The sequence below is a fragment of the Streptomyces herbicida genome (assembly GCF_032656585.1).
In the GTDB taxonomy this organism is placed as follows: Bacteria; Actinomycetota; Actinomycetes; order Streptomycetales; family Streptomycetaceae; genus Streptomyces; species Streptomyces herbicida.
This window is the reverse complement of record NZ_JAUYWJ010000013.1, coordinates 172,136-184,204: the sequence shown is the minus strand read 5'-3', so window position 1 is coordinate 184,204 and position 12,069 is coordinate 172,136. Positions and strand designations below refer to the sequence as shown.

General features: G+C 68.5%; 10 protein-coding genes and 2 pseudogenes. 2 read left to right on the top strand and 10 right to left on the bottom strand.

All coding sequences use genetic code 11. The features are described from left to right. Positions 1-17: 17 nt before the first annotated feature. From Q8A52_RS26855 to Q8A52_RS26835, 5 genes are all read right to left on the bottom strand, one after another. On the bottom strand, positions 18-836 hold the full coding sequence (locus Q8A52_RS26855) for an SDR family oxidoreductase (protein ID WP_316756027.1): 819 nt from the start codon (positions 834-836) through the stop codon (positions 18-20). A gap of 298 nt (positions 837-1,134) precedes the next feature. Beyond that, positions 1,135-1,908, bottom strand: a complete 774-nt coding sequence (locus Q8A52_RS26850; RefSeq protein WP_316756025.1) for a TetR/AcrR family transcriptional regulator — start codon at positions 1,906-1,908, stop codon at positions 1,135-1,137. Between the two features lie 13 nt (positions 1,909-1,921). Then, positions 1,922-3,442, bottom strand: a complete 1,521-nt coding sequence (locus Q8A52_RS26845) for an AMP-binding protein (protein WP_316756023.1) — start codon at positions 3,440-3,442, stop codon at positions 1,922-1,924. A gap of 160 nt (positions 3,443-3,602) precedes the next feature. Next, positions 3,603-4,235 carry an HAD family hydrolase gene (locus Q8A52_RS26840; RefSeq protein ID WP_316756021.1) on the bottom strand — a complete coding sequence of 211 codons (633 nt, stop codon included), beginning with the start codon at positions 4,233-4,235 and terminating at the stop codon, positions 3,603-3,605. Positions 4,236-4,393: 158 nt separating this feature from the next. Continuing rightward, positions 4,394-5,593, bottom strand: a complete 1,200-nt coding sequence (locus Q8A52_RS26835) for an acetyl-CoA C-acyltransferase (RefSeq protein ID WP_316756020.1) — start codon at positions 5,591-5,593, stop codon at positions 4,394-4,396. A 221-nt stretch (positions 5,594-5,814) separates the two neighbouring features. On the opposite strand from Q8A52_RS26835, the pseudogene Q8A52_RS49110 reads away from it, so the two are divergent. Then, a pseudogene (locus Q8A52_RS49110) lies at positions 5,815-6,838 on the top strand (SCO6745 family protein). Positions 6,839-6,998: 160 nt separating this feature from the next. Here the strand turns inward: Q8A52_RS49110 and Q8A52_RS26825 are convergent. The 5 genes and pseudogenes from Q8A52_RS26825 to Q8A52_RS26805 all read right to left on the bottom strand — a co-directional run bounded on the left by Q8A52_RS26825 (position 6,999) and on the right by Q8A52_RS26805 (position 11,091). Next, the gene (locus Q8A52_RS26825; protein ID WP_316756016.1) at positions 6,999-7,139 is read right to left on the bottom strand and encodes a hypothetical protein; all 141 of its coding nucleotides are present in this window, start codon (positions 7,137-7,139) and stop codon (positions 6,999-7,001) included. Positions 7,140-7,450: 311 nt separating this feature from the next. Further along, positions 7,451-8,563, bottom strand: coding sequence for a catalase family protein (locus Q8A52_RS26820; protein ID WP_316756014.1), 1,113 nt, complete (start codon positions 8,561-8,563; stop codon positions 7,451-7,453). Positions 8,564-8,744: 181 nt separating this feature from the next. Next, positions 8,745-8,970 (bottom strand): annotated as a pseudogene (locus Q8A52_RS26815) (transposase); the annotation flags it as partial. Positions 8,971-9,022: 52 nt separating this feature from the next. Beyond that, positions 9,023-10,393 (bottom strand): FAD-binding oxidoreductase, encoded by a 1,371-nt coding sequence (locus Q8A52_RS26810; RefSeq protein WP_316756012.1) that lies wholly within the window; start codon positions 10,391-10,393, stop codon positions 9,023-9,025. After that, complete coding sequence (locus tag Q8A52_RS26805; RefSeq protein ID WP_316756010.1) at positions 10,390-11,091, bottom strand: FadR/GntR family transcriptional regulator; 702 nt, start codon at positions 11,089-11,091, stop codon at positions 10,390-10,392. The genes Q8A52_RS26810 and Q8A52_RS26805 overlap by 4 nt, the downstream gene beginning before the upstream one ends. Before the next feature lie 117 nt (positions 11,092-11,208). Between Q8A52_RS26805 and Q8A52_RS26800 the strand changes: the two genes are divergently transcribed. Next, the gene (locus Q8A52_RS26800) at positions 11,209-11,823 is read left to right on the top strand and encodes a cysteine hydrolase (protein ID WP_316756008.1); all 615 of its coding nucleotides are present in this window, start codon (positions 11,209-11,211) and stop codon (positions 11,821-11,823) included. Positions 11,824-12,069 lie beyond the last annotated feature (246 nt).

Sequence of the window (12,069 nt, the reverse complement as noted above, 5' to 3'; positions counted from 1 at the left end):
CTCGCTCGGCGCGCCGGTCATGCCTGCGCCAGAAGGGAGCTCTGGTATCGGCGCATCCCGCGCAGCCACCGGTCGTAGTCCGAGCCCTTTTGCCGGTACATCTCAAGAACGTCTTCGTGCGGCAGGATCAGGAAGCGCTCGTCCTCGATCGCGGCCAGGACGGCGTCGGCGACTTCGGCCGGCTCCAGGACGTCACCCGCGGACGTGACGGCTCGCGTCGCGGCTGTTCCCAGCGGGTCCCCGGAGTCCTCCCCGGAGAACAGCAGCTTGGTGTTCACCCCCATCGGGCACAGACAGCTGACGTGGACCCCGCGATCGCCGTAGGTGACACTCAGCCATTCGGCGAAGGCGACGGCCGCGTGCTTGGTGACGGCGTACGTGGCGGAGCCGATCTGGGTGAGCAGCCCGGCCGCCGAGGCGGTGCTGACGAAGTAGCCCTCGCCGCGCTCGAGCCAACGCGGCACCAGCAGCCTCGCCGCACGGATGTGGGCTCGCAGGTTCGCGTCGAACGAGAGGTCCCAGTCCTGCTCGCTCGCGTCGAGGCCGAGCGCTCCGGCGATGCCCGCGTTCGCGAAGTAGAGGTCGACCGGACCGAACGCGGCCTCCGCCAGGGCGACCAACTCCTGGATCTGGGCGGTGTCCGACACGTCCGCGGCGGCGCTGACGGTGTTTCCCGGATGATGGGCGTTGACCCTCTGCGACACCGCCTGCGCGCTGTCCGCGTCGAGGTCCGCGACGACGACCCGGGCACCTTCGCGAGCGAGTCGTGCGACCAGCGCGCTGCCGATGCCGCCGCCACCTCCGGTGACGATGGCGACTCTTTGTGCAACGTTCACAGCGAACCCTCTCCGTGGCGTGGCGTGCGGTGCCGGGGCATGGATCCCGAGATGGCGTGACCGTGCTCTTCCCTACCCTGTATAGTTGAATCTGACGTCAAGTTCAACAGGTGGGCGTGACACTATGCGGAGCAGGCCGCCCGGCCCCCAAGGGCGTGCGGCCAGAATGGATCGTCAAAGAGCTCGGCCCACGGCATCGCCCATGCGCCTGGCGTGATCGTCATGTCCGTATGGAGACGAGCAGCAGAGAAGCCCCCGGCGGTACCGGGCGATGAGGCAGGCGGTACAAGCCGCCGGATCAGCGGTGGCCGGGGAACCGCAGGGCGTTCGCCCAGAGCCGGGTGACCGTGGACACGAGTTCCTCGAAGTCCACCGGTGTACCTGCTTCGTGCCGTGCGCCGAGCACGAAGGCGTTGTAGGCCATGACGCTGACCATGCCCGACAGCGCGCGGGAAGCCATCATCGGATCGACCTCACGGTCTGCGACACCCCGCGCCTGCAGGTCGGCGATGCCGCGGGCATTGCGACGGATGAACGCGTCAGCGCGCCGGCTTCGGAACTCCCGGAACTCCGGCTCCACTTGTGCGACCTGCTCAAGCAGGGACATCAGCTGCGCATTCCGTTTGTATGCCTCGAGATACGCGCGATTGCTCGCCTCGAGTACCGCATAGGGATCGTCGGCACCCTGCACCCGGCCCATGCCGGGGTGCATCATGTCCTCCTGCGCCTCCAGGAGGACGGCGGCCAGCACCTCTTCCTTGTTGGCGAAGTAGGTGTAAAAGGATCCCGCCGCGCACTGAGCTTCTTTGGTGATGTCGGTCAGGCGGGTGTCGAGGTAGCCGTCCCGTTCGAACACCGTCCGCGCGGCCTTCACCAAAGCGGCCCGCGTCCGCGCTCCGCGCTTCGTCGTGGGCAGCTCGCGAAGGTGCGAGAGGGGCGCCATGGGCGGCGCCTTCTCGCCGTCGGGCTCCTCGGGCGCAGTGGTGTCCATCCCGGAAACTGTACTTGAATCCGACGCCATAGTCATAAATCCGGCCAGCGGGCCGAGCTCCTGGTGGGTGACGTCGAGCAAAGGCCTACGGGGATCAGCGGAGGGCAACGTCGGCGGGCGCCGTGTCGCGGGTCAGAGCGGTACGGTCGATGGACCGCTTCAGGATCTTCCCGGTCGGGCCCTTGGGCAGCGCGTCGACGAACCGGACGATGCGCGGGATCTTGTAGGCGGACAGCCGCTCTCGTGCCCAGCTCGACACCTCGGCGGCACCGAGCTCCGAACCGGGCCGGGCAGCAATGAGCGCGGCGACCTCCTCGCCGTAGTGCTCGTCGGGGACGCCGATCACGGCTGCCTCGACGATGTCCGGATGCTCGTAGAGAACTTCCTCGACCTCACCGGGGTAGACGTTGTAACCGCCGCGGATGATCAGGTCCTTGATACGGTCGACGATGCGCAGGTCACCGTCCGTGTCGGTTTCGCCGAGGTCGCCCGTCCGGAACCAGCCGTCGGACGAGACTGCCGCAGCGGTGTCCGCGGGGCGGTTCCAGTAACCGCGCATCACCGTGGGTCCCTTGATGTGGACCTCGCCGACGGTACCCGGCGGGCACTCCTTGCCGTCGTCATCACGCACCTGCACCTGCAGCCGCGGGACTGCCCTGCCGGTGTACCCGGTCTTACCGCCGCGGTCGATGTCGTTGAAGGTGCCGAACGCGGTGGTCTCGGTGAGCCCATACCCTTCGAGGATCGTGCATCCGAAGCGGGCCTCGAAGGCTCGGGCGATCTCCCCGGGCAGCGACGCGCCGCCGGAGACGGCGACACGGAGCCCGGCGAAGTCAGTCGGGTTCGCATCACCCGCCGCATGCAGCAGCGCGTTCCACATGGTCGGCACGCCGGCCATGATGGTGAGCCGGTCGCGGCGCAGCATGTCCAGCATCGACGCCGGGTCGAATCGGGCCAGCAGCGACATCGAGCCGCCCACGGTCAGGGTCGCCATCAGGACCGACGCCTGGCCGAACACGTGGAACAGCGGGAGTCCGGTGCCGGTACGGTCGACGCTCGAGGCGCGGCTGCACTCGGCGCCGATCTCCCCGGCGGACAAGAGGTTGCCGACAGTGAGTTGGGCCCCCTTCGGCCGCCCTGTGGTGCCGGAGGTGTACAAGATGGCCGCGGTCTCGTCGCGGTCCCGGCTGACGACATGGACAGGGGTTGCACCGGTGACCGAGGCGCCCGGGAACAGCATCCGGAAGGGCACCTTGAGCGCCGCGGCCGCGTCCGCGACGGCGGAGCCGAGGGCGTGCCATGCGATCGCCGATGAGCACCCGGCGTCGCCGAGAACGTACTCGACCTCGGCCCTGGTGGACATCGTGTTCACCGGCACCACGACACAGCCCGCGACCTGAATCCCGAGGTAAGCCACCACGAACTCGGGCACCGACGGCGCTGCGAGCAGCACCCGGTCCCCGGGGGACAGGCCCTCTGCGGCCAAGGCGCCGGCGTACCGTACGCTCGCGTCGCGCAGCTGACGGTAGGTCCACTGATCCGCGTCACCACGCAGCGCGATGTTGTCGGGGGTGGCGGCCGCGTGGCGGCACACAGGATCGAAAACGCTGGTCATGGCGGTGCCTTCCGGGATGTGAGCAGGTGACGGTGTGGGTCTCGCCCTCGCCGATCAGTTGACTTGGCGCGGCCTCGACATGGTCCTCGGACGGTATGGCCGGATGACCGACCTCGCTGCCCCCGGTCGATCGATCGGTTCGGTCAGTCGATTGGTTCGGTCAGTCGATCGGACAGGCGGTGATCCCGAAGCGTTCGGCGAGTTGGCGGCGGGTGTCGGCGGCGCTGGTGTGCAGTACTCCCCCGATTCCGATCCGTGCCGCTCCGTCGAGGTTCTGCTGCAGATCGTCGATCATGACTGCCTCCTCGGGGACGATGCCCAGGCGTTCACATGCGATCGCATAAATACGCCGGGAGGGCTTGCGGATCCCGACCTCGGCGGAGATGACGACCACATCGGCAACGGCGGCGAGGTCGACGCCGTCGTAGGTTCCGGTACCGAACGAGTTGGATACGAGCGCAACAGGATGGCCGGCGGCCCGAAGTTCACCGAGCAGCGCGAGCATGTCCTGGTCAATCGATATTCCCGCTTGCATCCGGGCCGTGAGCCCCTCGGCCGGGACGTCGGCGCCGTGGACGCGGAGACGTTCGGCGAATCCTCGCTCGAAGGCTTCGGTGTCGATACGGCCGCACTCGTGGTCGGCCAGGAGGGTGCGTGATGGCTGGTCCCGGGCGAGGAGGCCCAGCGGCAGGCGCGGGTCACCACCGAGCGAGGCGCCGAAGTCGGTGAAAGCCCGCAACACACTGGAGGTGATCACACCGCCGAAGTCCACCAGGACCGCGGTTCGGGTCATTTCCACCACGTTCGCCACGGTATCCACGCCTCTCTCTCGCGGTCGGCGAACCGTCGGCCCATGCGACGGCGGCCATGTTTCGTCGGCTCTCATGTAGGGCCCCTGCTACCGCACCCCCTGCCGGTCCCTGCTGCCCGTCCCCAGCAGGGATGCTGAGCTCAGGCGACCTCGAACAGTCCGGCTGCGCCCATTCCGCCGCCGACGCACATCGAGATCACCACGTATCGGACGCCTCGGCGCTTGCCCTCGACAAGGGCATGACCCACCAGCCGGGCACCGGTCATTCCGTACGGATGACCGACCGAGATCGCGCCGCCATTGACGTTGAACCGCTCCGGGTCGATATGGAGTTCGTCACGGCAGTACAACGCCTGGGAAGCGAAGGCCTCGTTGAGTTCCCACAGGCCGATGTCGTCGATGGTGAGGTTGTGTTGCTTCAGCAGTTTCGGAATGGCGAACACCGGACCGATGCCCATCTCATCCGGCCCGCAACCGGCAACGGTCATACCCCGGTAGACGCCCAGCGGTTCCAGTCCGCGGCGCTCGGCCTCCCTCGACTCCATCAGCACCGACGCCGAAGCCCCGTCCGACAACTGCGAGGAGTTGCCCGCCGTCACGCTGGAATGCGCGCTCACCTGACCGTCGGGCAGCACCGGCGCCAACCCGGCCAGGCCTTCGAGCGTCGTCGACGCGCGGTTGCCCTCGTCCCGGGTCAGGGTGATCTCCTCGTCCCGCACTTCCCCGGACTGCTTGTCGAGAACCTTCTTGACGCTGTTGAGAGCGACGATCTCCCGGTCGAACCGGCCGGCCTCCTGCGCCGCCGCGGTGCGCTGCTGTGACACCAGCGCGAACTCGTCCTGGCGTTCCCTACTCACGCCGTAGCGTTCGGCGACGATCTCCGCCGTCTGCAGCATCGGCATGTAGATGCTCGGCTTGTGCTCGACCAGCCAGGGATCCGCCATGCGGTGGGTGTTCATGTGGTCGTTCTGCACCAAGGAGATCGACTCGACGCCGCCGCCGACTGCGATCTGCATGCCGTCCGTGACAATCTGCTTGGCGGCCGTCGCGATGGCCATAAGGCCCGACGAGCACTGCCGGTCCACCGTCATCCCCGACACGGTGTCCGGAAGTCCGGCGCGGAGAGCGGCCTGACGCGCGACGTTGCCACCGGAGGAGCCCTGCTGCACGGCGCAACCGAAGATCACATCCTCGACCTCGGCTCCCTCGAGCCCGGCGCGCTGCACCGCGTGCGAAAGGGCATGGGCGGCGAGTTCCTGCGCCTGGGTGTCGTTGAACGTGCCGCGGTAAGCCTTTCCGATAGGTGTCCGTGCCGTCGAAACGATGACCGCTTCTCTCATGTCGCCTCACTGTTTCCTGTTGGTCCGGTTCGCCCCGGAGCGTCGGATCCGGGATTCCGAGCTCCGTGAGCCGGGCACGACGGCCGGTAGGCGGTGCCGAACGCCAGCTGCAGCGCGATGAGGGCGCAATGACCGTCGCTTCCGGTGACCGATGACATGAGCCACGGCCACTGGGGTGACGGGAGTCGGCCCTCCTGATCGTTATAGTTGAATTCGACGTCATGTTCAACCACCTCGGGATGATCGGGCTAAGCATGGGATCACGGTCTGGCCCAAGGCCCCCAAGCCGCCGTCGCCGGGGTGTGCGCATGCTCGCGGCCTTGACGGCCCTCTCCGGCCCCTGCAGGATACCGACCGGCCGGTATGGTGAGGTGCCGTGCCCTGAGCATCCACGAGTGCGAGCGTGCTCTCCGCGATCGTGGCGGGTCCGCGGGAGGGCCGCTCGGTGCTGCTCCTCGGCTTCCGGCAGACTCGGGGCTGGTATTGAGACGGCCTCGCACCCTGACGGTGGTCTGGACCCCGCACGACAGCGCGTTCAACCCGGCGACCACGCAGGAGACCAGGCCGTGGGTCAACGGGCCGTACCGGTTCGAGACCCTCCCGAGCATCCGCCGAGCTGGTCACCTCGACCTTCTACAACTTCAACCCCCGCTTTCGTACGGCAGGCGGTCGACGGGGCGTGGAACGCAACGACACCACAGCAGGTGTTGGACGCTCGGTACGCCGCGGCGGGCGAAGCCCTGCGGCGGGCAGGGGTCCACGAGCTGCCCGGCTCGGACGAGGTGCTGGCGCTGACCCGCCGGGCCGCCGAGGCGGCCTGCGAACACACCCAGGGCCGCACGCTGTTCGCCGCACATGCCGCACTGCCCTGGCCGGAGCCGGTACTGGAGCTGTGGCACGCCCAGACGCTGCTCCGGGAGCTCCATGGAGACGGACACGTCGCGTGCCTGCCGAGCGAGGGCATCAGGGGATTTGAGGCCCTGGCTCTGCACGCCGCCACCGGTGATGTTCCCGTCCACTTCCTCAAGGCCAGCCGCGCACAGCACCCGGGAGCGCCTGCCCGAGCGAGGTCTCCTCGACGGCGACTGCCTCACCTCGGACGGCGTAATCCTGCACCAGCACATCGAGGACCGCACCAACCGCCTGGCCCTTCCCGCCTACGCCGACCTGGGTGACGCCGACTGCGAACGTCTCGCCGAACTCGCCAGCTCCTTCGGCCGCGCCGTCGTGGATGCCGGCCTCTGAAGCTCGGCTGACAGGGCCTCGCGCGCGATCCGCTCGAACCGGGTGGCCATTGCTTGCGGGACGGCCGTGGCCGCCAACAGCGGACACGCCTCCCACAAGGCGGCAGCCCTGACGCTGTTTCACCGCTGTGGGACGGCTTCATGTGAAGCCCGCCCCCAGGTCAGTTCCACATTCCGGTGCTGCCGGGGGCGCGGGCGGCTCCCGCGTGGGTGGTCAGCCCGGCCAGGTCCGGGAGGGTGCGCAGCACGTCGTAGCGCGTCGAGACGGAGCTTCCCGGCGCGACGGGCGCACCGTGGAGCACGGTGGCGATGTGGCTGCTGTGCGAACTGCCGTCCTTGTAGGAGGTGACGGCCGCTGCTGCAGCGCGACGACGGCGGCTGCCCCGGCATGGGCGACGAGCACCGGACGCTCCGGCCGGTGCCGGGCCCGGACGGGCGCCCGGCACCGGCCGGAGTGGAAACGGCTCTTCGACCAGCCAAGGAGCGGGGAACCACATACCTGCTGACCATCCGCCAGCCACCACGTCGCGCGCCCCTGGCTGCCCGGCGGGCCGGTGGACGGCGGTGCGGGGCCCACTGCATCCGCCCGGCAGCGGGGAGCGACCGACGCAGCTCAGCCCAGCAGCTCAGCGCTGCCGGCCGGTTCGCGCCGCACCTGTCCGTTGATGCGGTGCCGTTCGATGGACGAACGCCGGTACACCTCCTGCCGCACCCGCTGAATCTCGCCGATGGGCCGGTGTTCCTCGCGTGATCGCCACGGCGTGATCGACGTGGCGTCGGCGGCCACCAGGTTGTCATTCCCGCCGATGTCCTGGCGCGGGAGATCCACCCGGGCGACTGTCACCCAAGGGGACAGGTCCTCGGGCCACTTGACGGACGTGTTGTCCACCGGCATACGGGCCAGATCGGTGTTGAGCTGGACCTGGAGCTCGAAGGAGTGGTCTCGCTCCGCGGCCTCGGCCACCAGGGTGCGGCGGAATGCCTCATTGTCCGCGCGCACGTCCACGATCTGGTGCGTGAGGGAGGCCAGGGACGCGGCGGTCGGCACGGTACGGATCTTGGCGATGTGATCGCCGTACCGGATGGCGCCCATGCCGTTGTAGCTGTACGACAGCAGGTTCCTGCGCGGGACAGTGGTGAACGACAGCATGGCGAGCAGTTCGTCCCACAGCCAGCTTGCGGGATCGGTGAGCGTGTGCCGGCGGGTCAGGAACTCGGCCATCCAGGTCTTGCGGCGGGCTGGGTCCACGAGGGCCTCGGGCAATTCGGCAAACAAATCCTCGATCACCATGTAGTCGTAGGCCGTGTTCGCGAAGAAGACATCGTTGTTGATCAGGTTGAGGTCGAAGGTGCCGCTGTCTCGTTCGTCGTCCAGCAGCGAGGGGCCGGCAACTCCGAACAGCTTGATGCCCATTCCGCATGCCGCGCCCAGCTGGTGGTCGGGGCGGTGGTGGCCCAAGCCGTTCGAGTAGCGGACGACGGCGTCGTACGCGGTCGGCTCGGCGAAGATGCCCTGCCCGTAGAAGCCTGGATTGTCACCAACCGTGACCGTGGCCTTGAGGAGGCCATAGGTTTTTCCGTGGGCAGTGCGGACAGCGCGGCCGACGGTCTCGCGCTCGACCGAGGCGCGAGTACGACGCCCCACCTGGGCAACGACTGCTTCCATCTCCTCTTGATAGGACGGGCGTTCGATGGGCCGGTAGTCCTCGTAGCGGACGGGATTCATTGTGCCGCCTCCCTCTCGTGGTGTCTTGCCCACAGACGCTAGTACGCAATTTGATTGCGCACAATGTAACTGTGGGCAATTGCACGTTCCCGGCACCGATGGTCGGTGCTGGCTGCTCGCTCGTACCAGGTGAGTGGGATGCGCCTCAAAGCTCAGAGCTCAGAGCGGACGACGGACAGAGTTGACGCTCATGGGTCGGCAGCCGGTCCCGGGTGCCGTCGGCGGACCCACGGCGAAAGCGTTGGTCGACCGTCCAGGCTCGTAGCGTTCGAGCAGGTTCCGCCAGGCGCCCCGGTCGACAGCTCCAGTGGGATGTCGTTGACGAGCTGACGGCGCCCCCGCACCGGCCGGCCCATCCGCGCCGGACCAAGCAACGGCCCGATCACTTCCCACGCCCGGTCAGGCATCTCATGACGACGCACCACGAACAGACCGACCCAGCCGCTTTGCGGAGACGGCCTAGTACCCGCGGCCCGGGTTGAGGATGCCCTCGGGGTCGAAGGCGGCCTTGATGCCGGTCATCAGCTCCCGCTCGGTGGGACCGAGTTGTGCGTCGAGGTAGCGTGTCTTGAGCGAGCCCACGCCGTGCTCGCCGCTGATCGTGCCGCCGAGCGCGAGCGCGGCGGCCACGATGTCGTCGAACGCCGCACCGGCACGGTCGGCAGCGTCAGTGTCGGTGGCGTCGTAGACGATGGTCGGATGCAGGTTGCCGTCGGCGGCGTGGCCGAAGGTGCCGACCAGTACGCCGTGGTCGGCGGCAGTCCGCTCGATCGCGGCAAGCAATCGGGGAAGGTCCTGGACGGCGACGCCGACGTCGTCGAGCAGCGTGGTGCCCAGTCTCTCCAGCGCCGGGTACACCGTTCGTCTGGCCTGCATGAACATCTCGCCGTCCGTCGGGTCGGCGGTGTGCAGCACCTCGGTGGCGCCGCCGGCTTCAGCCAGCCTGGCACAGGTGGCGGCTTCCTGATCGGCGGACGGCCCGTCGCACTGGATGAGAAGGAGCGCCCCGGCGGACTCGTCCAACCCCATGCGTGTCAGGCGATTGACGGCGCGAATGCAGGTGCGGTCCATGAGCTCCACGGCCGCTGGGTCGGCGACCGCCGCGATCTGCAGCACGGTGTCGACTGCCTGTTGGGGTGTCGGGAACGCGGCCACTGCGGTCGCGGTGGCCATCGGGAACGGTCGCAGTCGCACGGTGGCGTCCACGATCACGGCGAGGGTGCCTTCGGAGCCGACGAGGAGCCGGGTGAGGTCGAGCCCGGTGACGTTCTTGCGGGTCGGCGGACCGGTACGGATCACGCGGCCATCGGCAAGTACGGCCGTCAGCGCGGCGACGTGGTCGGCAGTGACCCCGTACTTGGCGCAGCACATGCCGCCTGCGTTGGTCGCCAGGTTGCCGCCGATGGTGGAGATCGCCTTGCTGCCCGGGTCCGGCGGATACCACAGGCCGTGCTCGCGGGCGCGGGCGTCGAGATCGCCGGTGACCACGCCCGGCTCGACCGTTGCCGTCCGGCCGGCCACGTCAAGAGCCAGGATCCGGTCCATCGCGGCGAGCGAGAGTACGACGCAGCCGTCGATCGCATTGGCCGCGCCGGCCAACCCGGTGCCGGCCCCCCGGGTCACCACCGGCGCGCGATGGTCGCCGGCTGTGCACAGTGTGGCGATCACATCATCGGTCGAGCGAGCGCGTACCACCGCAGCCGGGCGCCCCGCGGGAGCCAACAGGCACTGGTCACGGCGGTAGGCCTCCATCGCGCCCCGGTCGGTGACCACCCGGCCCGGAAGCGCGGCGGCGAGGGCGGCGGCGACGTCCGCGGCAGCTTCGGTCATGGCGTCTCCGGTGCGTAGAAACCGCGGACGTGAGCCACGACCAGCTCGGCGGCACGGTCGGACTCGCCCGCGTCCAGCGCGTCGACGATCGCCTGGTGTTCGGCCAGCAGACGGGCGAGCACCGTGTCCCGGTCGGCCACCGCGGCGAGCGCGTCGAGCAGGTAGCCGGCGATGCAGTCGCGCAGCACGCCGAGGACGAACCCCAGCGCCTGATTACCCCCGGCGTAGGCGAGTTGCACGTGGAAGTCCACGTCAGCGGCGTGGAAGGTATGGATGTCGGTGTTTTCCACCGCTGCCGCCATGGTGACCAGGCAGGACCGAGCCGCATCGGGCACGGAGGTGGTCTGCCGTATCGCCTCCGCCTCCAGCAGCATGCGCAGCGCCACCAGGTCGCCCAGCGGGATCGCGCCGACCTGCAACGCGGTGCTCAGCGCCAGGCTGGCCGCGCCCGCCGTGCGCTCGTGGGTAACGCGCGGACGCGCGGTCGAGACGGTATCCGCGCCGCTGATCAGACCGTGCGCCTGCAACACCCTGAGCGCCTCGCGGATGGTGGACCGCCCTACGCCGAAGGACTGGGCGAGTTCGGTCTCCGTGGGCAGTTCGGTGTCGGCCGGGAATGTGCCGTCGAGGATGGCCGCCCGCAGGCGCTGAGCCACGTCCAGGCTCAGGGGCATGCGCGATACCGGCGAGATCGTCATGCGGCACACGATAGACTCTTGTCTGCTTGTCGGACAAGCAGCTATCGTGCTTCTCGCTGTGCCTCAGAACACAGAAGGCCACTACCTACCTCAAAGAGGCGGAAGTCAGGTGTCGCGATGACCGACCAGCTCGAGCTCGACCCGGCCAAGACCGCAATCGTGCTCATCGAGTACCAGAACGAGTTCACCAGCGACGGCGGCGTGCTGCACGAGGCGGTCGCCGACGTCATGAAGCGCACCGACATGCTTGCCAACACCGTCGCCGTGGTCGACACCGCCCGGGGAGCCGGAGTGTCGATCATGCATGCGCCCATCACGTTCGCGGAAGGCTACGGCGAGCTGACCCGACACCCGTACGGCATCCTCAAAGGCGTCGTCGACGGGAAGGCGTTTGTCAAGGGCACGTGGGGCGCGGCCATCGTCGACGAGCTCACTCCGGCGAACGGGGACATCGTCATCGAGGGCAAGCGCGGGCTCGACACCTTCGCCAGCACCAACCTCGATTTCATCCTGCGCAGCAAGGGCATCGACACCATCATCCTCGGCGGATTCCTCACCAACTGCTGCGTGGAGTCGACCATGCGCACCGGTTACGAGCACGGCTTCCGGGTGATCACCCTGACCGACTGCGTCGCCGCCACCTCGCAGGAGGAGCACGACAACGCCATCTCCTACGACTTCCCGATGTTCTCGCTGCCGATGACCGCTGCCGACGTCATCGCCGCCCTGTAGTCCCGCCGTCGGCGCCCCTGGTGCCCCGGCAGTTGACATCGCCTGGAGCCAACGGCGTGAGACCCACCTGCGGCCCCGCTCCAGGCGGTGACCGACCATTTTCCGGGCATGTGAGGCGAAGAGGGCGGTGGAAGGGTCACCGCAAGGTGATCAACGGGATTCTCATCTGTCGGTGGACCGTGTCCCGCTGCGGGATCCGCCACGAGCGTTCGGAAAGTGGAACCGCGCGCCAGCAGGGCTGCGCAG